The following is a 24,259-nucleotide window of genomic DNA, read 5'->3' as shown; positions in this document are numbered from 1 at the left end:
AAAGCTTGCTTCCGTTATTGTTGTTTTGTGTTTAAGGCCAAGAGTATAAGGCGATAGCCTGCGCAAACCAATGCCACAACGCCAAAGAATAGACTTTGTTACAAATGAAATGGGTGTTTTTAATCTGGAATTAATTTTTGTAAAAAAGTGTCGGCCAGTTAACTGAGGCTGATTGTGAGTTTTGTCTTATCACCCCATGGCATTTCGCGATAAATATCAAACTTTCAGCGATGGAGATAAAAGTGAAGATTGACGCCAAATGAGTCAGTGAAAAGTTTTACTTACGCTTAACAATTCACTATCTTAAAGGCTGGTAATCTCGTGACTGAGTGCTATTTTTTAAACTGAGAAGCAAAAATAAAAATGAACTAGATCAAAATAATTAGGCTCTTGACCTTCTATCTTTTGGAGTTTACTCGATGAAGCATTTGTCCATCAGTACTAAGTTGTTGTGGATCACTTCCGCCTTATTCCTCTCAATTGTTGCCATTCTTTCCATCAGCCTCTGGTGGACCCTTTCGGACCAAAACACAGAGCTGTCTAATCAGGTTCAAGAGACATTACAAACCGAAACCCGTGACAAACTCGAAGCTCGTGCGGGCGAATATGGTGAGATGGTGGCGGGATTTATCAATGAAGCCTATCGGATCCCGTACTCTTTTTCCGGCATGTTAGAGAGCACCGCGGAAGAGTTGCCATTAAAGCGTGATCGCTTAGAGCTGGCCGTGGCGGCGGTATTAAAGAAAAATAACCAGATATCCTCCATGTACGCGCAGTTTGAGCCTAATGGTTACGACGGGCTCGACAGTGAGTTTTTAAATGTCGAGGTTAGCCATAGCGTCGCCTCATCGGGATCATTGGAGGTGTACTACACTCGCAACGATGATGGCACGGTCGAGCATAATCAAGTAGATGATTCAGCTGAAAAATATGTCACGACCTTAAACGAGTTTGGGATCCGTGAAGCCGAATGGTATCTCTGTGCTAAGGAAACCTTAAAGCCTTGTTTGATGGAGCCCTATCTCTATGAAATCACCCCAGGTAATAATGCACTGATGACCTCTTTGACCGTGCCAGTGGTCAAGCATAAGCAGTTCATTGGGGTGGTGGGTGTCGATGTGAACTTGCCCGTATTTCAGGCCCTAATCGATAAATTGTCTAAGAGTCTTTACGACGGTCAAGCCAAGGTAACCTTACTCAGTACCCGTGGGTTAGTGGTTGCCGCGAGTCATTACAGCAAAAAAGCACGCCCTCTGAGCGAATCTATTGACCCTAAACTTGCCTCGCAGATAGTCGCACTACATAAAAATGGCGGCTATATGGCAAACGATGATGAGATTATCGTGGCCTATCCGATAAAAATCCCACTGGCGAAAGCGGAATGGTCATTGGCTATCCAAGTCCCTAAGGCTCAAGCCTTTAAGAGTTCTATTGAGTTGAACGACAAAATGGATGAAATGGCCACATCCCTTGGCAGCATCTTGTTGATGGTCGGTTTAGCCGTGTCTATTCTTGCCGTGGTTACCATCAGCATAGTGATCCGCAGCATTATTGCGCCGCTCAAGATGATCCAAGGCCGTGTGGAACACTTGGCCAGTGCCGATGGTGATTTAACCCAATCCATTGTGGTCGATGCCCATGCGGAACTGATTGCACTGGGTAAAGGCTTTAACTCCTTTATCCATAAGTTGAAAGACTTGATCAGCGAGTTAAAAACACTCGCGGGACGCACTCAGGAAGAAAGCTTATCCTCGGCGCAAATTGCGGAATTGACCCGCGATAGTGTCCATCGTCAGTATGGCGAAATCGAAAGCGTGGTCACCGCGGTCAATGAGATGAGTGCTACGGCGCTTGAAGTGGCTAAAGCTTCTGAGCAAACCGCCGCGGAAACCGAAGCCATGTCGCGCAATGTACGCCTGAGCGAAGAGAGCCTGACTAAGGCCATGGAATATGTGACTACTATGTCGCAGGAGTCAATGCAGGCGAAAGTGGCGGTGAGCAAAGTGGCTGAAAGTAGCACGAATATCAGCCGTATTCTCGAGGTGATTAGCTCGATTGCTGCGCAAACTAACTTGCTGGCTTTGAACGCCGCAATTGAGGCGGCGCGGGCGGGTGAACAAGGACGGGGTTTTGCCGTGGTGGCCGATGAGGTGAGGGCGCTTGCCTCTAAAACCCAAAGTTCGACCGATGATATCAGCGTGCTGATCGATGCCCTGCAGCAAGAGGTAAATAGCGCCTCTGGCATTATTGATAAAGGTGCTGAGCGTGCGCAAATGGCCGTGTCGCAAACCGAGCAAGCGCTCACATCGCTTAATTCTATGGTCAGTCAGATAGAGGAAATCTCCTCTCAGGTGACGCATATTGCCGCCGCCGCGGAGGAACAAAGCGCGGTAACTGAAGAAGTTAATCGTAATATCACCGGAATTTCCGATTCGGCCTCGGAGCTGGCGCGCCTTGCGGGTGAAGCGCAGCAAAGCAGTGTGGTCCTTGCCGAACTGGTGAAACAGCAGCATCAACAATTAGGTAAGTTAAAGACCTAAATCGAGTACCCTTGCACAGCGTGCACAAGGGAAAGTCACCAAGGCGCTTAAGTGAATTTCATTAAGCGCCTTTGTTTTTTGGTCTTATTTTAGCAATAGCCTAAAAAGGCAAATTGAAATCACATTTGAGTGGTTATCGGAAATGAAGCTCGTGGGTATGAGTGAGTATCGACAGATGACAGACACAAAAAAGCCCATTATCAAATGGGCTTTTTTGTTGAATTGGGTGGTGGCCCCTCACGGACTTGAACCGTGGACCTAACGATTATGAGTCGTGTGCTCTAACCAACTGAGCTAAGGGGCCGACTAAAGGCAATCGTCATTACCTAAAGCGAGTGGCAGTATACTAAGCTTGTTTGCGCTTGTCACCCGTGTTTTTTGATGAAATTCACCGAATTGATTCAAGTGGTTATCTGTTAATCAACTGTGGTTTTTGCTTAGGGATTTCATATCGTCTGAATGGAGAAGTGATTTTTAACCATTTGATTTTGAAAGAGAGCTTCGCAATAGCTATTCAGGGGAATTTTAGGGGATGTTAATGGGGGCAATAAAAAGCCCCGCTAGGCGGGGCTTAGAATCGATGCTTCGGTTGACTATTCGTCTAAGAACGACTTTAAGATTTCCGAACGTGAAGGGTGGCGCAGTTTACGTAGGGCTTTCGCCTCGATTTGACGGATACGCTCACGGGTTACGTCAAATTGTTTACCCACTTCTTCCAGCGTGTGGTCGGTATTCATGTCGATACCAAAACGCATACGCAGTACTTTCGCTTCACGGGCCGTTAAGCCTGCTAATACCTCATGGGTGGCGCTCTTCAGGCTTTCGCTGGTAGCGCTGTCCAGTGGTAATTCGAGGGTGGTATCCTCGATAAAATCACCTAAATGCGAATCTTCATCGTCACCGATTGGGGTTTCCATGGAGATAGGTTCTTTAGCGATTTTCAGTACCTTACGGATCTTATCTTCCGGCATCATCATACGCTCTGCCAGTTCTTCAGGTGAGGGCTCACGACCCATTTCCTGCAGCATTTGACGAGAGATACGGTTCAGCTTGTTGATGGTTTCGATCATATGTACTGGAATACGGATAGTACGGGCTTGGTCCGCGATTGAGCGGGTGATTGCCTGACGGATCCACCAAGTCGCATAGGTCGAGAACTTGTAACCACGACGGTATTCGAACTTATCAACGGCCTTCATCAGACCGATGTTACCTTCTTGGATAAGATCCAAGAATTGCAGACCACGGTTGGTGTATTTCTTCGCGATAGAAATTACCAGACGTAAGTTTGCCTCAACCATCTCTTTCTTCGCACGGCGAGCCTTGGCTTCACCGATTGACATACGACGGTTGATGTCTTTAATGGCGGCAATCACTAAGCCGGTCTCTTCTTCGATGGCGGCCAGCTTGCTACGGCAACGCTGTACGTCTTCTTCAACCATTCTTAAGCCTTCGGCATAAGGCTTGTTTGAGTTCTTTTCTGCATCGAACCAATCGAGATTGGTTTCGTTACCGGTGAAGAATTTAACAAAGTTCTTCTTCGGCATTTTGGCCTGTTCGACACAGAGCTTCATCAGTAGACGCTCTTGAACGCGCACGCGATCCATCATAGAGCGCATGCTTTTCACTAAGCGGTCGAATTGCTTAGGTACAAGGCGGAACTCTTTGAAAATCTCACCGATTTCAAACAGTGCTTGAATCGATTCTGGGTGTTCACGACCTTTGGCATCGATGATTTTAAGCGCGTTTTCGTAGGCGGTTCTTAATTGGCTAAAGCGTTCACGCGCTTCTTCAGGATCTGGACCCTTGTTGCCATCGTCATCGCCTTCGCCATCACCGTCTTCGTCTTCGTCGTCTTCATCGTCATCTTCATCATCGAGATCTTCTTCCGATAATTCAGAACCGATATGAGTCGCTGTTGGACCTAAGTCTTCTTCGTCCGGGTTAACAAATCCAGAGATAATATCAGACAGGCGCAGTTCGTCGGCTTCGTACTGGTCGTACTGCTCAAGGATCATGGCGATCGCTTGTGGGTATTCGGCGACAGAGCTTTGAACTGTGTTGATGCCTTCTTCGATGCGTTTGGCGATAACGATTTCGCCTTCACGGGTCAGCAGTTCAACGGTACCCATTTCGCGCATGTACATACGCACTGGGTCTGTAGTGCGGCCTAGCTCACTTTCTACTGTGGCAAGGGCGGCTGCGGCTTCTTCCGCTGCATCTTCGTCTGTGTTGTCTTCCGACATCATCATGTCATCGGCATCTGGTGCTTCTTCGAACACCCGAATACCCATGTCATTTATCATCTGGATAATATCTTCGATCTGGTCAGAATCGACCATGTCTGCAGGTAAGTGATCGTTCACTTCTGCATAGGTTAAGTAACCTTGCTCTTTACCTTTGGCAAGCAACAGCTTGAGTTGCGACTGCGGAGTATGATCCATAGATATCATCCAAGTTGGGAAACTGTTACAACGACGGACAGTTAGCTTGTGCTAAGTGCCGCGCAAATCGTCAATTATAGCCATGTGCACTTACCTGTGCTAGTCACTGGGATACTGATTGAGGACATTTTTGCCTCAGTTTAGTCCTTTCATGACTGAGATCAGCTTCTGCAGCTGGATCTTCTCTTCCTTAGTATGGGTCTGTTTTAGACTCAATTCCTGATATCGTTGTTCAATATATTGATTGTTCAACCAAACCAGGGTCTGTTTAAACTTTTCGAGCAGGTTTTCATCCGCCACTTGATGGTCCCATTGGGCTAATTTATGCAGCGTCCCGCTGTGGGGGCTGTCTCTGAATTGCTCAAGTAGTTGTGCGCTGTTTAACCTATGCTCTCGTGTTAATTCCAACAGCAATGGCAGCAAGTCAATGCCTGGCATTTGCAGATGGTTTAATGCCGGTTGTGGGGATAATCCCACTCCCAGCTCGGGATGCTGCACTAACAAGGCGATGGCAAGTCGCAATGGTGTACCGCGTCCTTTGAGTCCTGTTGATGCTGTGGGCTTAGTTTGTTTGACACTAAAACCCAGTTTTTTCTTCATATCGTCTGAGCTGTTCATGCCTAACTTGTGAGCTAAGTTCTCAAGTAGCAGGTTTTGCAGCACAGTATCTTGAATTTTTTCAATTAGGCCAAAGGCTTGTTTGGCTAAGTTACCTTTATCGGTACCAAATTTCGTCGCTAATGTATCAAACAAAAATTCGGGCAGCGTGATGGCACTTACCATCATTTGCTCGAAGGCGTCTTTACCAATCTTACGAACCATTGAATCCGGATCTTCTGATTGGGGTAAAAACATAAAACGCACTTTGTCCCCAGGTTTGAGTAGGGGTAAAGCGGTTTCTAAGGCGCGCCAAGCGGCCTCATTACCGGCTCTATCGCCGTCATAACAACAAATCACTTCCTTGGCACTACGTAGCAACAATTGGAATTGTTCAGCTGTCGTCGAGGTGCCTAGTGAGGCAACCGCGTAATCCACGCCATATTGGGCGAGGGCGACCACGTCCATATAGCCTTCGACAATCAGTACCTTATCGGGATCGCGATGACGTTGTTTTAGCTCGTATAGGCCGTAGAGTTCATTGCCCTTATGAAATATGGGCGTTTCTGGCGAATTCAAGTACTTGGGGGTGCCATCTCCCAATACTCTGCCACCAAATCCAATCACACGACCACGGCGGTCGCGAATAGGAAACATCAGGCGGTCACGGAATCTGTCGTATCTTTTACCGCTGTCATTGCTGATCAGCATGCCTGCGGTCAGGAGTTTATCCTGTGCATCTTGACTGTGTCGGTAGCGGCTTAATAAGCCATCCCAACCATCGGGCGCAAAACCAATCCCAAAATGCTCAACAATATCATCGGATAATCCGCGATAGGCGAGGTAGTCGATGACTTTTTGTTTATCTTGGTGTTGTCTTAACTGAGTTTGAAAAAAGCGACTCGCTTCTTCCATTAATTGGTATAGATCACGGCTTAGGCCATCGTCTTGGCGTTTACCCGTGCCTTGTTCCCTTGGGACTTCTAAGCCCAGTTGTCCGGCAAGATCTTCGATGGCATCGACAAAGTCGAGTCTGTCGTACTCCATCACAAAATCGATGGCGTTGCCGTGGGCACCGCAGCCAAAACAATGATAAAACTGTTTATCGCGGCTAACGGTAAACGAAGGTGATTTTTCGCTATGAAAAGGACAACAGGCCGAGTAGTTTTTACCCGCCTTTTTCAAGGGCACCTTGCGGTCGATAAGTTCGACAATGTCGGTGCGAGCGATTAGCTCATTGATAAAATCACGAGGTATTGCCATTGAGTGCTTAAAATCTCGCCTTGCGCGAATTTAAACAAACAAGCCGCGCATAGGCACGGCTTGTTCATACATTGAAACGCTAATTATTGCAATTTTGCACGGATCATAGCGCCGATAGCGCCCATGTCTGCACGTCCTTGAACTTTAGGTTTTAATGCTCCCATTACTTTGCCCATATCCGCCATGGAGGATGCGCCTATTTCAGCAATAGCGGCATCGATGAACGCGGCAATTTCCGCCTCAGAGAGGGGAGTCGGCAGGAAAGTTTCAATAACTTGAATCTCTTCTGCTTCTGCTGCGGCCAACTCGCTACGACCCGCTGCTTCATATTGAGCAATCGAATCGCGACGTTGTTTCACCATTTTGGTTAAGACAGCTATAACCTGCTCATCATTCAGGGTTTCGCGGGTATCCACTTCAATCTGTTTGATGGCTGCAAGTGCCATACGAATAGTGCTCAATCTCGCCTTCTCTTTGGCGATCATGGCCTGTTTCATATGGTCTTTTAGCTGATCAATTAGGCTCATAAGAGATTAGTATAAACGTACGCGACGTGCGTTTTCGCGAGAAAGCTTTTTAGCTAAACGTTTAACTGCAGCTGCTTTAGCGCGCTTACGTGCAGTAGTTGGCTTCTCGTAGAATTCACGAGCACGCACGTCAGCTAAAATACCAGCTTTTTCACAAGAGCGCTTGAAACGACGCAGAGCTACGTCGAATGGTTCGTTTTCACGTACTTTAATAATTGGCATACGCCATCACCCCTTAGGTGTAGGTTGTGTGGTTCAATTGCTTGAACCAAGTGTATTTAAAATGGTGCGGAATTTTATACCGAGACAACTAGGCTTGTAAAGCCCTAATCCTTTGTGGCGGGTTTGGCTAGGGGAATATGATGATCGGCGACTGGAGTAATTGTCCTCATACAGGTAGAATTAGCGCCCTTTGGTAATTTGGATATGAGGCACCATGCGGGTTCTAGGTATTGAGACATCTTGTGACGAGACAGGTATTGCCGTCTATGACGATAAGCTGGGGTTACTTTCCCACGCTTTATATAGTCAGGTTAAGTTGCATGCGGATTATGGTGGGGTTGTGCCTGAACTGGCTTCCCGCGACCATGTGCGCAAAATTGTCCCGCTAATCCGCCAAGCGTTGAAAAACGCGAATACCGAAATTGCCGATTTAGATGGTATTGCCTACACCAAAGGCCCTGGCCTTATCGGTGCTTTATTAGTGGGCGCTTGTGTTGGCCGCTCACTTGCCTTTGCTTGGAACAAACCCGCCATCGGTGTGCATCATATGGAAGGGCATTTGTTGGCGCCAATGCTGGAAGACGATGCGCCTGAGTTTCCCTTTGTTGCACTGTTAGTGTCTGGCGGCCACTCTATGTTAGTAAAGGTTGATGGTATCGGCCTTTATGAAGTCTTAGGTGAGTCGGTGGATGACGCCGCCGGTGAAGCCTTCGATAAAACCGCTAAGTTGATGGGGCTGGATTATCCCGGCGGTCCACGGCTTGCAAAACTCGCAGCCAAAGGTGAGCCAGCAGGTTATCAATTTCCGCGCCCAATGACCGACAGACCCGGTCTCGATTTTAGTTTCTCAGGTCTGAAAACCTTCACCGCCAATACCATTGCCGCCGAGCCCGATGATGAGCAAACCCGAGCGAACATCGCCCGCGCCTTTGAAGAAGCGGTCGTTGATACGCTCGCGATTAAATGTCGCCGCGCGTTAAAACAAACTGGCTATAACCGTTTAGTGATCGCGGGTGGCGTGAGTGCCAACACGCGCCTACGGGAAACCTTGGCCGAGATGATGACCTCTATCGGTGGCCGAGTTTATTATCCACGTGGTGAGTTTTGTACTGACAATGGTGCCATGATTGCTTTCGCTGGACTGCAGCGTTTAAAGGCGGGGCAACAGGAAGACTTAGCGGTCAAAGGTCAGCCGAGATGGCCGCTCGATACCTTACCGCCTGTTGCGTAGGTTACGCGAGCCAAATAAGAACAATAAAAAACAGCGCATGATGCGCTGTTTTTTATTGTTCTCTTGGATTGGTCACTCGAATCTGGGTTTTCGAATGCGTTATCAAGCCATTTATCGGCGTTGCTATTGTGTTGAATCACTACGATGCTACGTGACTAAGGTGTTGCTTGCCTAAGGTGTTTTAGGACGCTTTTTACGTGACACTTTAGACTCTTCGCCTTTCAGTAGCCGCTGAATATTTTCTTTATGGCGGATGATAATCAGGGTTGAGAGCATAGCGACGGGAATCGTAAATCTGTCATCTAGCCACCAAGTATAGAGTGGTGCCAGTAGGGCGGTGATAATCGCGGCGAGGGAAGAGTAGCGACTGATCAGGACTAAGACGACCCAAGAAGCCATCAAGCAGATGGCCAAGTCATCGCCAATCGGCGCCATGGCACCAAAAGCCGTCGCCACGCCTTTGCCACCTTTAAAACCAAAAAATATCGGATAGATATGCCCAAGACAGGCGGCGATGGCGATCAGGCCGAGGGATATGGCGTCAATTCCCATTAAATAGGCAAGATAAGTGGGTAAGGCGCCCTTAAGCATATCGAAAAATAACACCATGGCAGCCGAGCTTGCGCCGCCAATGCGCAGCACGTTGGTGGCTCCGGGGTTACCAGAGCCTTGCAATCTTGGGTCGGGTAGGCCTCTCATCCTACACACTAGCACAGCACTTGAGACAGAACCGGCTAAATAGGCGGCCACAATCATCAAAAGTGTCAGTGTTAATTGACTCACATTGGTTTCCTTACACGTCTTAAGGTATTATCGCGCCACAATTAAACAGCCTCTTGGCAAGCATTCAGTCATAAGCGATAGCGATAACGCGACTTATCAAGTTGCGATAGTTTCTGAACGAACAAATCCATTTGGGCGTTATCCTACTTCGGATTGGTCCGAGTAGAAAGTAAATTAGTCGTTCCATCGAACGGCGGATTATACAGACTCTATCGCGTTTAGCTTATCAGACCTCATTGGCATGAGTTAGTAGGAATTAGTATGGATAAAGTGCTTATTCGACAATTACGTATTGATACTGTGATTGGCGTCTATGAATGGGAAAAGAAAATCCAGCAGAGCCTGTTTTTGGATCTCGACATGGCTTGGGACAATAAGGCCGCGGCGGCAACCGACGACTATCAATACGCGCTCTGCTATGAAACGGTGTCGAACCGTCTGACTCAGCTCGTCAGCGAAAAGCCCATCGAGTTAATCGAAACCGTGGCCGAACGAGTGGCCGAATGTGTGCTCAACGAGTTTAAGGTCAATTGGGTGAAAGTCGTGGTGATGAAACCCGGCGCTGTGCCTTCGGCCTCTGCCGTTGGGGTTGAGATTGAACGCTCACGCTAGTCGTTACTCTAGATTCGGGTTTTAGCTTAGTTAGGCGGACGGTTCGGACATCGGTATGGCACGTATATACATTAGTTTAGGCAGTAATATAGAACCTTCTCGCTATCTGAAGGCGGGCTTGCAGTCATTACGAGAGCACTTTGGTCCACTGCAGCTTTCCTCTATGTATGAGAGTGAAGCCGTAGGGTTTGATGGCACTAACTTTTTAAATATGGTGGCCTGTGCACAAACGAGCCTGAATATTGCTGAGGTAGTTGCGCAGTTTAAGCAAATCGAGCAAAATCACGGCCGGTTGGTGGGGGCCAAAAAGTTTAGTCCAAGAACTTTAGATATTGACCTATTGCTATACGATGATGTCGTTTGTCAGACCCCTGTGGTACTGCCCCGCGCCGAAATTGTCACTAATGCTTTTGTGCTTTGGCCTTTAGCGGAAATCGCCCCCAATTTGGTTCACCCATTGCAGCAGAAAACCTATGCCGTAATGTGGGATGAATATGATAAAGCGTCGCAAAAGCTGTGGCCGGTAGCCTTTGAATGGCCTCATGGGCTCACTTTTTAATTGATTGATAGGATTGTCATGGATACGTTTCAGGTAATTATTTTAGCGTTAATTCAAGGATTAACAGAGTTCCTCCCCATTTCTAGTTCGGCGCACCTTATCCTACCCGCACAGCTTTTAGGCTGGGAAGACCAAGGCTTATCCTTCGACGTTGCCGTGAACACGGGCTCATTATTCGCCGTGGTGATTTATTTTCGCAATGAACTCTGGGCCATGTTCAAGGCTTGGATTGCCAGCATGGTAAAAGGTCAGCATTCTGATGACAGTAAGTTAGCCTGGTGGATCATTCTTGCCACTTTACCCGCAGTGTTTTTTGGCTTTATGGCCAAAGACTTTATCGAAACCCATCTGCGCAGCGCCGGTGTTATCGCCGTGACGACTGTGGTTTTTGGTTTGCTGCTCTGGTGGGCAGATAAGATGTCGCGCCGTGACTTGACGGTTTATCAAACGGGTTGGCGCAAAGCGTTATTAATTGGTTTTGCTCAGGCGCTGGCATTAATCCCTGGTACTTCACGCTCGGGCGCGACGATGACGGCTGCGCTGATGTTAGGCCTTAGCCGCGATGCCGCAGCGCGTTTCTCGTTCTTGATGTCTGTGCCTGTTAGTCTGGGCGCGGCTATTCTAGTGGGTAAAGATTTGGCTGAAAGCCCGCTTCCCATTGATTATCAAGCACTGACACTCGGCACTGTGATTTCATTTGTAGCCGCTTATCTGTGTATTCACTATTTCTTAAAAATCATCAGCCGTATGGGTATGACGCCATTTGTGATTTACCGCCTCATCCTCGGTGCTGTGTTATGTGGATTTATCTTCCTATAATACAGAGGCGTCATGGCTAAAAAATCGGGTCTAGTACCCGATTTTTGTGTTTTTAGGCGCGGATTTTCGTTAACGGAGTAAGTTATGGGCCTTCAATTTCAATGTCCTACCTGTGGTTCGGCACTGATGCAGCATCAGGCATCCCAAGGTTTTTACTGTGCGAACAAGCACCATTTTGATAAAAGCGAAGCGGGTTATTGGATTTTTACTAAACCAGCACGGCAAAAGCCAACTGGCGACTCTCGTCAGCAAGTGCGGGCAAAGCGCTTCTTGCTTGAGTCGGGGATTTTTTCACCTTTAGTTGAAAAAATGGCGGCGATCATCGCCCCTCATCTGAAAGCGGATGATTGCCTATTGGACTATGAGTGCGCTGACGGCTTCTATTTGCGAGCTTTAGCTTCTGTACTACCTAAACTCACAAACGAGCTAAACGTCCAGTACAGTGGCGTAGCGGACGCAGAAAATACTATTTTTGCTGCGGCCAAAGCGCAAACCCCTGCCGCGCTGTGCTTAAGCACCTCAAAAGTGCTGCCGTTTGCCGACAATTGCATTGACTTTATCACTGTGGTCGATAAGCCGTTGAAGGGGAAGGAATGCGTTCGAGTCCTTAAAGATCAGGGCTTGATGTTACAGGTGATCCCGGGTGCGCGGCATTTGTGGCAAATCAGGGAGTGTATTTATCCTGAACTGACTGAAAAAACGCCCCAAATTAACTTACCTTCGGGTTTAATTGTCAAAGAACAGCAGCAATTGCAATTTAGTTTGTCCGTTACGGGTGAGCAAGCGCTGGTCTTGCTGGATATGACACCCTATGCGTGGCGAGCCTCTGAACAAGTTAAACACCTTATTCGGACGAAAGCCTTCGATACGCTGGAAATTGATTTTGTTTTGGTCTTAGCGCAAAAGTCTTTAATTGAGTCCTAATAGGCCAAAATACATAATTGAATAGGATGTTTTTTAATCTATTCATTAGCTTAGGGAATGCGTTTTTGGGTGCTTGAATAGGGCGAATTATGCAAGTCTATGATACTAATCGAGCTTTTTATGTTGTTTTAATGTAAATGCGAAACGGCGTCCCTTAAACTTTATCTTTATTACACTTTTGTCTCTCACAATTATTACCAGTTTATTGCCTTTGTTTCGCTAATAGCCTCAGTTTGTCGCGTTGCAGTTTCTTTAAAATGCCGACGATAACACTGGGGCGAAAATAAAGTTTTAAGCAAAAAGATTCGTGGGGATTAAGAAAACTTAAAATCTCAGTTTATGGATGAGATTAAAAATCAAATCCACTTAAAACAAATGAGCGATGAACTTCGGTTTTGAACTGGCATTGCCGTTAAGCCGAATGAGTTTTAAAGAGATGGTGAGTGTAAAGGGCTAGAGAGCCGAGAAAGTGTAGGTTTAAATTGGAGATGATTTTTAAAGATAAGATGGGTGCTTGGATTAACTGAGGCCATAAAAAAAGGCTTGGATGGATGTGCTATTCGCTTTCATCTCTCTCAAGCCTTTTATGCTAACCTGCTGAATTACAGGTTAATTACTTATCATTACTTCTTGTAACGAGAAGCAACGTTGTCTAGACGGTCGTTAGCGCGCTTAGCTTCTGCTTGTGCGTCCATAGCTGCTGCTTTAGCATCTTTAACGTCTGCAGACAGTTTGCTTTGCTCTGATTTCAGAGAGCTAACATCAGCTGACAATTGATCAACTTTGTTGCCCAGAGTTGCAACGCTTTCTTCCAGAGCAGTAGTGTTTGCACAACCACCTAGTAGGGCAGTCATTGCTAAACCAGCAATCATCAGTACTTTTTTGTTCATTGTAAAAAATCCCTTAAAATAGGTTGGATTTGAATGTTTCGTCACTTTGGAATCGAAACTGCCTAATTATGACATAGCTATTTTAATTTGCTACGAATATTAATGCGTTTAGCCACTATAGACATATAAATTTTTTTTAAAAGCGTTTTTTCGCGGTTATATCGGCCTTTTTCATCGAAAAATGGCACTGTATTTACCAGAAAGTGTGGTCGCATTTACAAAAATATTACAATTTTATGGCGTTTGTTTGGCTTGGGATTGCTGCCAGTTGAGTTTCACTTGCTCAACAACCTCTATCCGCTTCGAATTGAGCGCCTGTTTTATCTGTGCACCTTGAAAACCTGCCGCAATAATAGCCTTTACATCGACCGTATTGGCGGCTAAAAAACAAGCAGAAAGATAATCGCTTTGTGGATAGGCGTGATGCTCGAATCCGGTTCGGCCACGCATATCGGCGAGACAGGCTAATAGAAGTTGCTCCAGCCTTTCTGGTTTACGCCAAAAATCGGCTTTATCGAAGAGTTTGATGATGGTTTCGCTTCTTAACTCAAAAGCTTGGTGCACATTCTGATGTTGGTCGCTCACCAAGAGCGCCAGATCGCGATACTCGTTGGGGATCCGCAAGCGGTCACACAGACTTTTAATGACGGGTAAGCCTTTTTGTCCATGACCATGGTGTTTAGGCCAATGCTCTTTAGGACTTAATGCTTTACCCAAGTCATGCACTAGGGCGGCAAAGCGCACCGCTTTTTCCTCTGTCAGAGCGGTGGCTTGGGCCAACACCAACATAGTGTGCAACCCCGTGTCTATCTCTGGGTGCCATTTTTCCGGTTGTGGCACACCAAAAAGCGCCTCAATCTCAGGGAAAAGAATATTCAAGGCGCCGCATTGGCGTAGCACCTCGAAAAAGACTTCTGGGTGAGGGCCGCCAAGACTCTTATCGACTTCTTGCCAGACACGCTCTGGGGTAAGGGCGGTTAACTCCTCGGTTTGGCTCATGTGCTGCATTAACGCCATGGTTTCATCGGCAATCTCGAAGCCTAAGTCATGAAAACGTGCGGCAAAGCGGGCAACCCTTAATACTCGCAGCGGATCTTCGGCAAAGGCGGCCGAGACATGTCGCAGCTTACGCGCGTTGATATCGGCGATGCCATGGTAAGGATCGTACAAGTTACCCGTCTCATCTTGGGCGATGGCATTAATGGTTAAATCGCGTCTCAGCAGGTCTTGCTCTAGGGTGACATCCGGACTGGCGTAACAGCTGAAGCCACCATAGCCGAGGCCGACTTTGCGCTCTGTGCGTGCTAATGCATATTCTTGTTGGGTTTTAGGGTGCAAAAACACCGGGAAGTCTTTACCCACCTGGCGATAGCCTAACTGCTGCATTTGCTCCGGAGTGGCGCCGACAACCATAAAATCTTTATCTTTTATTGGGAGATTGAGCAGGCTGTCTCGTACAGCTCCGCCCACTAAATAAATTTTCACAGGAATATTTTAGCTAGTGTGTCATAAAGCTAGCTTAACATGATGAGGCGATGGCGAGTCGTATTGGGTGCAGATATTTATTGGGATGTCACATCCATGTTGCGGATGTTTTGACAATATCATTGGGACGTTTTAACGTGGGGCGTTATTTTTAGCTTAGGATGATTGGTGGTATGTACAAGGCCTTTTATGGACTCAGTGATAACCCTTTTTCGATTGCACCCAATCCCCATTATTTATTTTTGAGTGACAGGCACAGAGAGGCCTTAGCCCATTTGACCTATGGACTGGGTGAAACTGGGGGCTTTGTGTTGTTGACGGGGGAGGTCGGCACGGGGAAAACGACAGTATCTCGTTGTTTACTCGGGCAATTGCCCGATAATACCGACACTGCATTTATTTTAAATCCTTCGCTGACTGAGCTGGAGTTACTCGCCACGCTCTGTGATGAATTGAAGATTAGCTATGGTGAAAACCCAACCCTTAAACAACTCACTGACCATCTGAGTCGTTTTTTACTGGCTAATCATGAGAAAGGCCGCAATACCGTACTCATCATCGATGAGGCGCAGCATCTGCGTGCCGAAGTATTAGAGCAATTAAGGCTGCTCACCAATCTTGAGACCGACACCAAAAAACTGCTGCAGGTGATCTTAATTGGTCAGCCAGAGCTGCAATTGCTGCTTAAACGGCAAGAGCTTAGACAGTTAGCCCAGCGTATTACTGCCCGCTATCATCTATTGCCTCTGAATGAAGATGAAATCGCGCTCTATGTGTTGCACCGTTTACAGGTGGCAGGTCGTTTCGAACCGCTTTTTACTCGCAAAGCAATTAAAGTGCTGCACAAATGCAGTGGCGGCATTCCGCGGTTAATTAACTTGCTGTGCGAACGTGCTTTGATGGCGGGTTACGCACAATCTAAGGTGCCAATCGATCACCATATGGTGAGACAAGCGGCGGCTGAAGTATTAGGCGAAGAAGAACCACAGCAAAATAAATTCTTGTGGCCAAGTGCTATTGCGGCGGCATTAGTTGTGGCTTTCGGCGTGTCTTATTGGTTATTTACCGAAAGTCCAGCGGTTGCCAATGTGGCCAACTCGCCTGCGACACAAGTGAGCCAAACGACACCAGCTGCAACTCAAGCATCGACTCAAGCTAATAGTATTCAGCCGGAGCAAACACAGGCTTCGATGCCTAGTGCACCAGTGGCTAGCGAGCCGCAAACGCTTGCAGCGCCGGATCCGAGTGTGCGGGTGTTGCAGGAGGCCATCAAACAAAGCCGCAGTATCGATACCGCCTTTGCAGGCCTCTTTAATGTGTGGGGTAAAGTCCCCTTTAAAGGCTTAACCGCGTGCCAGTCGGCGCTGGAGCAGGGGCTTTCCTGCTATCAACAGCAGGGCAATTGGATGTCGCTCACACGGCTCAATTATCCCGCAGTTGTGTATTTAGTGGATGATAACCAACAAGATTTTTATGGCGCTGTGATTGCTGTCGATGCTGATCAGCTATTGATGCAGTTGGGCGAGCAGCAGCTTTGGGTCGATAGAGCCTGGTTCAATCAACACTTTAGCGGCACCTTTGAAATTCTCTGGCAGGCGCCTAATTTACCTATGTTGGAAATCAGTCAGAAGTCGAGTCCTGGGCAATTACAATGGCTTGAAAACGCCCTTGCCCATGTAGCTAACCGACCTTCGCGCCGGGTGTCTCAATTCGATCTGAAATTAGAGAACGATCTGAAAGCTTTCCAAAGCCAACATGGTTTAAAGGCCGACGGGATTGCAGGTAATCAAACCTTAGTGAGACTAAATTTGTATTTAAGTGATCAGGGACCGCGCCTCACCGATAAGGGAGCGCAGAGTTAATGTCCATTTTACTCGATGCGGTAACCCGTAATAAGCAGCAACAAACTTCACCCTTACCCGATGCGGTATTAACGCCGAGGGCAAGTTATCCTACGGCGCGTAAATCTGCATTCCCCGTGGCAAAATTATCCCTACTCGCCGTCGCGGTGGCGCTTGGTGTGGGTGTGGCGTGGGGCGTGGCGAATTGGCAACAGCAAAATGCGATGTCGATAGTGAATGCGGCGCCTAGCAGTATCAATTCAAGCACGGCTGATAGAAAGGCTGAATACACGCCGCAGGCAGCCTCTACTGTGCAGCCATCTGCCGAAGGTGTTCGCGCCTCATCAGGTGCCGTTACTCGCGCTGCGTTGCAAACAGGTGTATCAGAGCAAACCTCTGCAGAATCGTCAGGGTTTCGATTAGCGGGCAAAGTGGCACTGCCGAGGGAGCAGGTATTAAATGAGGCGCCTGCAAACGTGCAGCCTTATCAGAACCCCAATATGAGTTCGGCTCTATCTACCACAGCATCCGTTTCTGCGAGTGCGGATCCGAGCTACGATGACTATCTGGCGACGTCTGCAGCCTTAGATGAAACGACTCGAACGCAGCAACCCTCTGTTGAAGACGTTGCGCCACAGGATACGAGCGAGTCAGAGCCTATTATGTTGGGCGCTAATGCGAATCGTCAGGGCTTAGTGACACTCGAGGCACTGCGTGAGCAAGTCAATGCCGCGGCGGCTGATGTGGGCTTAGAGACGGCGCAGAGCCGCAAAGAGGATGAGTTAGTCGCGAATTTTCAGGATGCGCTCAAGGATGTGGAATATGTAAAGGCGGCTAAGACGCCGGTAACTGAGCCCAAGCTTGATCCTATTCCTAAGGTCGAAAACGACGATATTCCTAAATATGGGCAACTGCCAGCAGGGTTACAACTCCAAGTGCCTGAATTTAATATTGTTGCCCACGTTTATTCGACGGATGCGAGTCAGCGTTGGTTGAATGTCGATGGCGCCGAGTTACAGGAAGGCGACCAGATTGGAGGCAAGTTAAAGATTATTGCGATTCGCCCACGGGATGTGGTGCTCGAAATCCAAGGTACGCAGTTTAGGGTGCCTGCTATTTAACTGTGCTGTAGCAAACAAAAAAGGCGCCGAACGGCGCCTTTTTTATCGATTAAAATCAAAGGTTAAGCAAAGAAATTGTACGCCAGGAATAAGGTCAGGGCGTAACCAATGCTGTAGCACAGGAACAGGGCTGGCACATATTTTAGATAGCTTACGAAAGTCAGTTCTTTTACTTTGCTCATGGCGACGATACCCGCAGCCGAACCAATCACTAACAATGAACCACCTACGCCCACACTGTAGGTTAACCCTAACCATTCTGGGGTGTTGAGTACTGGCTCTGCTTTAAGCAGCGCAGCCGTCAATGGCACGTTATCAATCAGGGCTGAACCCATACCAGTAACGAAGTTAGAGATGTTTGGATTAAACAGGCTGTAAGCTTCGGTCAGCATATCTAAGGTGCCGATTTCTTTAAGCATACCAACCAGCAGTAAAATCCCTAAGAAGAACAACAGGGTGTCGTATTCGACTTGGCGAATATATTCGAGGATCTTGATTTCTTCTTTATCACTGCGGGTCGTGTGGCCGATAAGGAACATAATCGACAGACCGGTTAAGAAGGTCAGTACTGGTGGAATACCAAATAGAATGTTCAGCAGCATGGTCATCAGAATCGTGCAGAAGAACACTAAGGCAATTAGCAGATCCACGGTTTGATAGCTGTGCTTAATCGGGGTGGTGGTCACCACGCCTTCAGCCTTCAATGAGAACAACGTCGCCAGTAAAATCACACTCACGGCAGATGGGATAAACAGCATCAACAGTTCGGAGATATGTACGTGGCCGCCTAAGAAGATCATCAGGGTGGTGACGTCACCGGTGATCAGGGCGACACCGCCAGAGTTCACGGCGAAAATAATCAACACTGCCATTCTACGGCGCATTTGCTTTTCGAGCTTAAAGGTCGTTAACAAGCCTAAAGACACTAAGGTCGCGGTGACGTTATCACAGAAAGCCGACAGGATAAGCGCGAATAAGGCCACTTGGATCATTAACAAACGCACAGAAACCTTCTGCGGGAACAGCTTCTGCACCATAATTTGGATCATACCTTTGGCGTTTAGATAGGCCACAAAGGTCATTGTCGACATCAAAAACAGCCACAGGGTGGCAATTTCGAGCAAGTTTTCATTGAGTTGATGGGCAACCAATTTTTCATGGTTGGCGTCTCCGGCAGCCATAAACAGTGCTACCCAGGAAATACAGCCAAAGAATAAGGTGGTTTTTGCTTTATTAAGGTGGGTGACTTCTTCGAAAATAATACTGAGCAATGCGAGCACCGCCAGTATGATCAGAAAGGTATATAACATAACTGCAATTCCAACTGCTGTTTTAATGTCGTGGCAAGCCAAAGGCGAGCTATTGAGTGGCATTATCAAGGCTAAATTAAGCTTGCCGTGTTAATGCGTGCGGATCAGAACATAATGGGGTGAATAACGCAACTGTTAGCTGTAACTCGGATTTGCGTCATTTTGTGATATTGCTCTCAGTGAAAATGATTGGTTTTTAGCGTTAAACACTGTTTTATTTTTAATGCGCAGTTAATTATCTTGTTTGCTCGAGATTGCCGGAGGACTGTAAAGTAAGATCTACGATTAAAGTCTAAGCAGTTATTTTGCCGATCCCGCAATTAATTTTTCTTTATGAAGGAAATATTGCGTGAAAATGCAGTCACAGAGGTGAAGGATCGGATTTTGTGCTGTTTAGGGTGCTGAGTGCGGAATTCTTTAGTTGTGTCACAAAAATGACCAGGTCAAAATATTGACTGGACAGAAAGTGAGCTGTATCTTGTGCCACTTTAGTAGTTAAGACACTGGATGTTGTATCTTAAGGATAACGCAAAATGACATTTGTGCTCCGCAGTCTGATGTTATTAGGCTCTTTAGTTTGGTTAACATATAGTGGCAAGCAGCTGATCGCATTGGGAATATTACATAATCCTAGCCTGATGGTTGACCATATCACTTTGACCTTACAGGTCCTCGTCGCGGCGGTGGTATTTAAATCAGCTTTAGGCTCTAAACGTTCCGATAGCTATTGATGGAGCCAAGGCTCATGCAATAGCCGACGCAACCGCCAAGCAATAAAAAGGGACGCAAATGCGTCCCTTAGTGTTTTAAGCTCTCGCTTACATTGCCGCTTTCATACGAGCTAATACGCGGTCTGCCGCTTCTAGCGTGAGGCGCAGTTCTTCTTCGCCATGGGCCATCGACAGGAAGCCTGCTTCATAGGCACTCGGTGCTAAGTAAACACCTTCATCTAACATGCCGTGATAGAAAGTGCGGAAGTGTTCGATATTGCACTTAGTCACTTGGTCGAAGCGCGTGATCTGCTCTTGTTCAGTAAAGAAGAAGCCAAACATGCCACCGACATAGTTGATGGCCATTGGGATGCCGTGTTTGTCGGCAGCCGCTTTAAAGCCTTCGGCGATACGTTTGGTTTTCGCGCTCAGCGCTTCGTATAAACCTTCTTCACACAGGGCTTCCATTTGCGCTAGACCTGCTGACATCGCAATTGGGTTACCTGACAGGGTACCCGCTTGGTACACAGGACCTGTCGGAGCGATATACTGCATCACTTCTTTACGGCCACCAAATGCACCTACTGGCATGCCGCCGCCAATCACTTTACCCAGTGTGGTTAAGTCAGGAGTAACGCCATAGTGGCCTTGTGCACCGCTTCGAGATACCCGGAAACCTGTCATCACTTCGTCGATAATGAGCAGCGCACCGAACTCATCACACATAGTGCGTAGACCTTCGAGGAAGCCTGGGATCGGTGGGATACAGTTCATGTTGCCTGCCACAGGCTCGATGATGATACATGCAATCTCAGTTGGATATTGCTCGAACAGCGTACGAACAGAATCGAGATCGTTATACACCGCAGTCAAGGTGTGCTTAGCGAAATCTTCAGGAATACCTGGAGAGCTTGGTTGACCTAAAGTTAGAGCACCAGAACCAGCTTTAACCAATAGGCAGTCAGCGTGGCCATGGTAGCAGCCTTCAAACTTTAAGATCTTGTCACGATTGGTAAAACCGCGCGCTAAACGAATCGCACTCATGGTGGCTTCAGTGCCTGAGCTCACCATACGCACTTGCTCGATAGAAGGCACCATGGCGATGACTTTCTCGGCCATTTGCACTTCAAGTTCGGTTGGCGCGCCAAAAGACAGACCATTGTGCACCGCAGCTAATACGGCTTCACGGATTTTTGGATGGTTGTGGCCGAGGATCATCGGGCCCCAAGAGCCAACATAGTCGATATAAGCTTTACCATCGGCATCGTAAATATAAGCGCCATCGGCTTTTTCAATAAACAGCGGCGAACCACCTACACCGTTAAATGCACGAACCGGAGAGTTAACACCGCCGGGGATGGTTTTTTTAGCCTGTTCAAATAGCGCTTCGGAACGGGTCATGTTAAGTCCTTAAAGTAAGTAGCCGATTAGCGATCGGCTTTACGTGAATACCAATTAACGGGACACTCATATTTTTCGAGTTGCGAGTCAACCCCGAGTGTCAATGCAAACAGTGCCATACGAATTAGCAGTCCATTGTCCGCCTGTCTGAAGATAGCGAGATTAGGATGGCTGTTCAAATCATTATCTAACTCATTAGCTTGCGCACGCGAATCCCGTGGCAGCGGGTGCATGATCACAGTGTTAGATTTGCAATGTTGGGTATAAATACTGCGATTCAAACGGAATTTACCGCGGTATTTGTTCGCTTCTTCCTGGGATGGGAAGCGTTCTTCTTGAATGCGGGTCAGATAAAGAATGTCGGCTTTATCTAAGTGGCCTTCAAGCTGGTCTGTTATTTTGATGCTATGGCCAGCATTTTCAATGTCGGAGATCACATAGTCAGGCATTGCTAATTCAGCAGGCGAAATCAGTGTGAAGCTGATGTTCTTGTACATGCACAGTAGGCGCGACAGGGAATGAACGGTACGACCAAATTTTAAGTCGCCGACCATAGCGATATGCATGCCATCGATACCGCGGCCAGCATGGCCTAACTCTTTTTGAATGGTGAACAAATCGAGCAGGGCTTGGGTCGGGTGCTCGTTCGAACCATCACCACCGTTGATTACTGGAACGCGGCTACCTTCAGCAAACTCTTTCACCGAATAAGAGTCGGGGTGGCGCATCGCAATCACATCGGAATAGGTCGAGAGTACACGTGCGGTATCGTACAGTGACTCGCCCTTAGATAAGGACGAAGAGGCCATGCCTGTGGTTTCACGCACATGGCCGCCGAGTAAGTTAAAGGCACAGCCAAAACTCACGCGGGTACGGGTACTAGGCTCGAAAAACAGGTTACCTAAAATGGCGCCTTCGAGCACCTTAGTGCGCTTCTCACGAAGTGCATAGGGCATCATACGATGGGCAACATTAAAAATAGTTTGGATTGAATCAAGATCTAACTGGTTTACGGAGAGGATATGAGATCCTTCGAACTGGTTCATCAGCCTGTTTTCCAATTGCTAGGGGGCGTTAAAGTGCAATGTCGCGCTTTGTGCCCTGGTGTATATGTAGGGTGGCTGAGGCGCGATTGTAACAGATGCACAGGGGCAGCGAAATAGTCGCCGCGCCCTCCCATGGATTTTTTAAGCAGCTAATACAGGATTTTGTGAATCTAAGCCCATCTTTGCAGAACTTAGACTTGGCCGGAGCGAATTTCCTGCTGTAGGTTCGACCAACTGACCACTCCCACCACATTGTCTGGGGTGTCTTGGTAGATAAATACCTCACCACTGCGTTTGGGCGACAACAAGTTATACACCTCATCGAGGGTTTTAGTGTCACTCAGGCCTTGCATCGGATGTCGTGAGAGGGTGATGTTGTCATCGTAGGATTGCATCTCGAGGCTGAGCATTTCAATCACCCCATCGGCGTTACGCACTAACACTGGGCGACCTTCGGCGCGTTTTAACACTTCGAGCAGCAGCTCGTCGTTGTTGTTGACGATAACAAATCGTTTATCCATCAGGGCGCGCACGCCTTTTTTCTGTAGCGCCAGATTCACCGGGGCGACTTTATAACCTAAGCCCATAATCTCTAACTGCTTGAAGAAAATAGAGTTGGTTTTAAACCCTTGATAGGCAATCAAGAAGGCGGGAATGGTCACAAACATTGCCGGCAGAATGATACTGGCATCGTTGGTCATTTCAAGTAGCGCCACTAGGGCGGCGAGCGGCGCACTGAGGCAAACGCCCATCATCGCCGTAATGCCGATAACCGTGTAGAGGCCGACGTAAGGCGCAATCGAAGGGAATAGAATGGCGCTAACTAAAGCTAATATGGCACCGATCAGGGCGCCTATGCCGTAGAGTGGACCAATCAAGCCGCCCGGGATCCCAAGCCCGATTGCCGCAATGGTGGCGATAATCTTGGCTGCAAGCAGGGCGATGAGTAGCAATAAACTAGGGTGCTCGCTGATGGCTTCGCTGATCGCTAAGTCCCCAGTGCCGAGGGCTTGTGGCAAGATTAAGCCAATCAGCGTAGTGATACTGCCCGCCAGTAAGAGTCGATAAATCAGTGGCCAGTTTTGCCCCGTGGCGGTGACTTTAAGGAGCGCGTAATTGAAAAAGGCGGCGGCGCAGCCCAGTGCAATGCCGCCCAAGGCTAAAATCGGATAATGATCCAATGGAATATGGATAACCTGAATACGGTCAAACTCGTGCACATTACCAAAAACCAACTGGCTGGAAACCGCACCACAAATCGCGGACAGCATAATAGGGAAGAAGTAATGCACCTTGTACTCGCGCACTATCACTTCGAGTACAAATATCACTGCCGCTAGCGGGGCGTTAAAGGTGGCGGCAATCCCTGCTGCAATGCCGCTGGCGCACATTATCCGCACACTATTGTCGGGAAGATTAAATTTTTCGGCTAAAACACTGGCACTTACGGCGCCGAGGTGAATGGCGGGGCCTTCGCGGCCCACCGAGAAATTAGTGCCTAAGGCAAACAGCGCCTGAAAAAATTGCCCCGCAGCAGATTGCAGTGGAATTTTGCCATAGTGCAATTTAACCCTATGTAATACATAGGCAATCCCCATGCGCTTGTAACGTTTGGAGCCGAGTTTGGCGACAATCCAGATCAACAAGGCACCAAAAAGTGGCAACAGTGCTCGCCAGTCGGCGATGTTACCCGTAAAATCTAGCGTCTCGATTTGGGTGTAATGGTTCGCCCACAGGAGCAAGAGTCGAAACAACAGGATCACGCAGGAGGCGAATATGGCGAATAGCAAGGCCAGTAAGCACAACTGCGCACTGATCTTGGCTTGGGATAAATGATCACGCAGCTCGTTAGTTAAGTACTTTTTAGCTGTGCTGATGGCGTCTTGAATCGCGGCTTTATTTATCGTTAATTGCACTGCATTGGCCTGAGTTGT

At 47.8% G+C, this 24,259-nt stretch carries 20 protein-coding genes and 1 tRNA gene; 9 read left to right on the top strand and 12 right to left on the bottom strand.

The features are described from left to right. Window positions 1-419: 419 nt before the first annotated feature. On the top strand, window positions 420-2,540 hold the full coding sequence (locus tag N5E87_RS15670) for a methyl-accepting chemotaxis protein (RefSeq protein ID WP_086903107.1): 2,121 nt from the start codon (window positions 420-422) through the stop codon (window positions 2,538-2,540). A gap of 227 nt (window positions 2,541-2,767) precedes the next feature. Here N5E87_RS15670 and N5E87_RS15665 read toward each other — a convergent pair. The 5 genes from N5E87_RS15665 to rpsU form a co-directional block, all read right to left on the bottom strand. Next, a tRNA-Ile gene (locus tag N5E87_RS15665) sits at window positions 2,768-2,844 on the bottom strand. Between the two features lie 289 nt (window positions 2,845-3,133). Then, on the bottom strand, window positions 3,134-4,984 hold the full coding sequence (gene rpoD / locus N5E87_RS15660; protein WP_086903108.1) for an RNA polymerase sigma factor RpoD: 1,851 nt from the start codon (window positions 4,982-4,984) through the stop codon (window positions 3,134-3,136). Between the two features lie 135 nt (window positions 4,985-5,119). Then, window positions 5,120-6,844: a DNA primase gene (gene dnaG, locus N5E87_RS15655; RefSeq protein WP_086903109.1), complete on the bottom strand. Its 1,725-nt coding sequence runs from the start codon at window positions 6,842-6,844 to the stop codon at window positions 5,120-5,122. An 83-nt stretch (window positions 6,845-6,927) separates the two neighbouring features. Next, window positions 6,928-7,371, bottom strand: a complete 444-nt coding sequence (locus N5E87_RS15650; protein WP_011717923.1) for a GatB/YqeY domain-containing protein — start codon at window positions 7,369-7,371, stop codon at window positions 6,928-6,930. 6 nt (window positions 7,372-7,377) lie between these two features. After that, a complete protein-coding gene (gene rpsU, locus N5E87_RS15645; RefSeq protein ID WP_006080725.1) occupies window positions 7,378-7,593 on the bottom strand; it encodes a 30S ribosomal protein S21 in 216 nt (71 codons plus the stop codon). Between the two features lie 214 nt (window positions 7,594-7,807). Between rpsU and tsaD the strand changes: the two genes are divergently transcribed. Next, window positions 7,808-8,824 carry a tRNA (adenosine(37)-N6)-threonylcarbamoyltransferase complex transferase subunit TsaD gene (gene tsaD / locus N5E87_RS15640; RefSeq protein WP_011623654.1) on the top strand — a complete coding sequence of 339 codons (1,017 nt, stop codon included), beginning with the start codon at window positions 7,808-7,810 and terminating at the stop codon, window positions 8,822-8,824. Window positions 8,825-8,995: 171 nt separating this feature from the next. Here the strand turns inward: tsaD and plsY are convergent, their stop codons facing one another. Continuing rightward, a complete protein-coding gene (gene plsY, locus N5E87_RS15635) occupies window positions 8,996-9,607 on the bottom strand; it encodes a glycerol-3-phosphate 1-O-acyltransferase PlsY (RefSeq protein ID WP_086903110.1) in 612 nt (203 codons plus the stop codon). A gap of 261 nt (window positions 9,608-9,868) precedes the next feature. On the opposite strand from plsY, the gene folB reads away from it, so the two are divergent. From folB to N5E87_RS15615, 4 genes are all read left to right on the top strand, one after another. Next, window positions 9,869-10,219 carry a dihydroneopterin aldolase gene (gene folB, locus N5E87_RS15630; RefSeq protein WP_086903111.1) on the top strand — a complete coding sequence of 117 codons (351 nt, stop codon included), beginning with the start codon at window positions 9,869-9,871 and terminating at the stop codon, window positions 10,217-10,219. A gap of 55 nt (window positions 10,220-10,274) precedes the next feature. Next, a complete protein-coding gene (gene folK / locus N5E87_RS15625) occupies window positions 10,275-10,778 on the top strand; it encodes a 2-amino-4-hydroxy-6-hydroxymethyldihydropteridine diphosphokinase (protein ID WP_086903112.1) in 504 nt (167 codons plus the stop codon). 18 nt (window positions 10,779-10,796) lie between these two features. Then, a complete protein-coding gene (locus tag N5E87_RS15620) occupies window positions 10,797-11,597 on the top strand; it encodes an undecaprenyl-diphosphate phosphatase (RefSeq protein ID WP_011717919.1) in 801 nt (266 codons plus the stop codon). A gap of 84 nt (window positions 11,598-11,681) precedes the next feature. After that, a complete protein-coding gene (locus tag N5E87_RS15615) occupies window positions 11,682-12,521 on the top strand; it encodes a putative RNA methyltransferase (RefSeq protein WP_086903113.1) in 840 nt (279 codons plus the stop codon). 623 nt (window positions 12,522-13,144) lie between these two features. Here N5E87_RS15615 and N5E87_RS15610 read toward each other — a convergent pair. After that, window positions 13,145-13,411, bottom strand: coding sequence for an Lpp/OprI family alanine-zipper lipoprotein (locus tag N5E87_RS15610; protein WP_011623648.1), 267 nt, complete (start codon window positions 13,409-13,411; stop codon window positions 13,145-13,147). A gap of 234 nt (window positions 13,412-13,645) precedes the next feature. Beyond that, the gene (locus N5E87_RS15605) at window positions 13,646-14,896 is read right to left on the bottom strand and encodes a multifunctional CCA addition/repair protein (protein WP_086903114.1); all 1,251 of its coding nucleotides are present in this window, start codon (window positions 14,894-14,896) and stop codon (window positions 13,646-13,648) included. Window positions 14,897-15,069: 173 nt separating this feature from the next. On the opposite strand from N5E87_RS15605, the gene N5E87_RS15600 reads away from it, so the two are divergent. Next, entirely contained in the window at window positions 15,070-16,758 is a 1,689-nt protein-coding gene (locus N5E87_RS15600) for an ExeA family protein (protein ID WP_086903115.1), read from the top strand. Beyond that, complete coding sequence (locus N5E87_RS15595) at window positions 16,758-17,858, top strand: general secretion pathway protein GspB (protein ID WP_086903116.1); 1,101 nt, start codon at window positions 16,758-16,760, stop codon at window positions 17,856-17,858. Before N5E87_RS15600 ends, N5E87_RS15595 begins: the two co-directional genes overlap by 1 nt. Window positions 17,859-17,920: 62 nt before the next feature. Here the strand turns inward: N5E87_RS15595 and nhaD are convergent, their stop codons facing one another. Further along, complete coding sequence (nhaD, locus tag N5E87_RS15590; protein WP_086903117.1) at window positions 17,921-19,168, bottom strand: sodium:proton antiporter NhaD; 1,248 nt, start codon at window positions 19,166-19,168, stop codon at window positions 17,921-17,923. Window positions 19,169-19,701: 533 nt separating this feature from the next. On the opposite strand from nhaD, the gene N5E87_RS15585 reads away from it, so the two are divergent. Beyond that, complete coding sequence (locus N5E87_RS15585; protein ID WP_011717913.1) at window positions 19,702-19,899, top strand: hypothetical protein; 198 nt, start codon at window positions 19,702-19,704, stop codon at window positions 19,897-19,899. An 87-nt stretch (window positions 19,900-19,986) separates the two neighbouring features. Here the strand turns inward: N5E87_RS15585 and hemL are convergent, their stop codons facing one another. From hemL to N5E87_RS15570, 3 genes are all read right to left on the bottom strand, one after another. After that, window positions 19,987-21,279, bottom strand: a complete 1,293-nt coding sequence (gene hemL / locus N5E87_RS15580) for a glutamate-1-semialdehyde 2,1-aminomutase (RefSeq protein ID WP_086903118.1) — start codon at window positions 21,277-21,279, stop codon at window positions 19,987-19,989. Between the two features lie 26 nt (window positions 21,280-21,305). Continuing rightward, window positions 21,306-22,325 (bottom strand): aspartate carbamoyltransferase, encoded by a 1,020-nt coding sequence (locus N5E87_RS15575; protein ID WP_037427609.1) that lies wholly within the window; start codon window positions 22,323-22,325, stop codon window positions 21,306-21,308. Between the two features lie 191 nt (window positions 22,326-22,516). Beyond that, window positions 22,517-24,241, bottom strand: a complete 1,725-nt coding sequence (locus N5E87_RS15570) for a chloride channel protein (protein ID WP_086903139.1) — start codon at window positions 24,239-24,241, stop codon at window positions 22,517-22,519. Window positions 24,242-24,259: the final 18 nt, after the last annotated feature.

This window comes from Shewanella sp. GD03713, assembly GCF_029843705.1.
In the GTDB taxonomy this organism is placed as follows: Bacteria; Pseudomonadota; Gammaproteobacteria; order Enterobacterales; family Shewanellaceae; genus Shewanella.
The sequence above is the reverse complement of the archived record's forward strand: the minus strand, read 5'-3'. Positions and strand labels throughout refer to the sequence as shown.

Bases quoted from the DNA above. Each gene is read 5' to 3' on its own strand.
- N5E87_RS15585 (WP_011717913.1), top strand. From the start codon at position 19,702: ATGACATTTGTGCTCCGCAGTCTGATGTTATTAGGCTCTTTAGTTTGG.
- folK (WP_086903112.1), top strand. From the start codon at position 10,275: ATGGCACGTATATACATTAGTTTAGGCAGTAATATAGAACCTTCTCGC.
- N5E87_RS15610 (WP_011623648.1), bottom strand. From the start codon at position 13,411: ATGAACAAAAAAGTACTGATGATTGCTGGTTTAGCAATGACTGCCCTA.
- N5E87_RS15615 (WP_086903113.1), top strand. From the start codon at position 11,682: ATGGGCCTTCAATTTCAATGTCCTACCTGTGGTTCGGCACTGATGCAG.
- hemL (WP_086903118.1), bottom strand. From the start codon at position 21,279: ATGACCCGTTCCGAAGCGCTATTTGAACAGGCTAAAAAAACCATCCCC.
- folB (WP_086903111.1), top strand. From the start codon at position 9,869: ATGGATAAAGTGCTTATTCGACAATTACGTATTGATACTGTGATTGGC.
- N5E87_RS15670 (WP_086903107.1), top strand. From the start codon at position 420: ATGAAGCATTTGTCCATCAGTACTAAGTTGTTGTGGATCACTTCCGCC.
- rpsU (WP_006080725.1), bottom strand. From the start codon at position 7,593: ATGCCAATTATTAAAGTACGTGAAAACGAACCATTCGACGTAGCTCTG.
- N5E87_RS15575 (WP_037427609.1), bottom strand. From the start codon at position 22,325: ATGAACCAGTTCGAAGGATCTCATATCCTCTCCGTAAACCAGTTAGAT.
- nhaD (WP_086903117.1), bottom strand. From the start codon at position 19,168: ATGTTATATACCTTTCTGATCATACTGGCGGTGCTCGCATTGCTCAGT.
- rpoD (WP_086903108.1), bottom strand. From the start codon at position 4,984: ATGGATCATACTCCGCAGTCGCAACTCAAGCTGTTGCTTGCCAAAGGT.
- N5E87_RS15600 (WP_086903115.1), top strand. From the start codon at position 15,070: ATGTACAAGGCCTTTTATGGACTCAGTGATAACCCTTTTTCGATTGCA.
- N5E87_RS15595 (WP_086903116.1), top strand. From the start codon at position 16,758: ATGTCCATTTTACTCGATGCGGTAACCCGTAATAAGCAGCAACAAACT.
- dnaG (WP_086903109.1), bottom strand. From the start codon at position 6,844: ATGGCAATACCTCGTGATTTTATCAATGAGCTAATCGCTCGCACCGAC.
- N5E87_RS15650 (WP_011717923.1), bottom strand. From the start codon at position 7,371: ATGAGCCTAATTGATCAGCTAAAAGACCATATGAAACAGGCCATGATC.
- N5E87_RS15620 (WP_011717919.1), top strand. From the start codon at position 10,797: ATGGATACGTTTCAGGTAATTATTTTAGCGTTAATTCAAGGATTAACA.
- tsaD (WP_011623654.1), top strand. From the start codon at position 7,808: ATGCGGGTTCTAGGTATTGAGACATCTTGTGACGAGACAGGTATTGCC.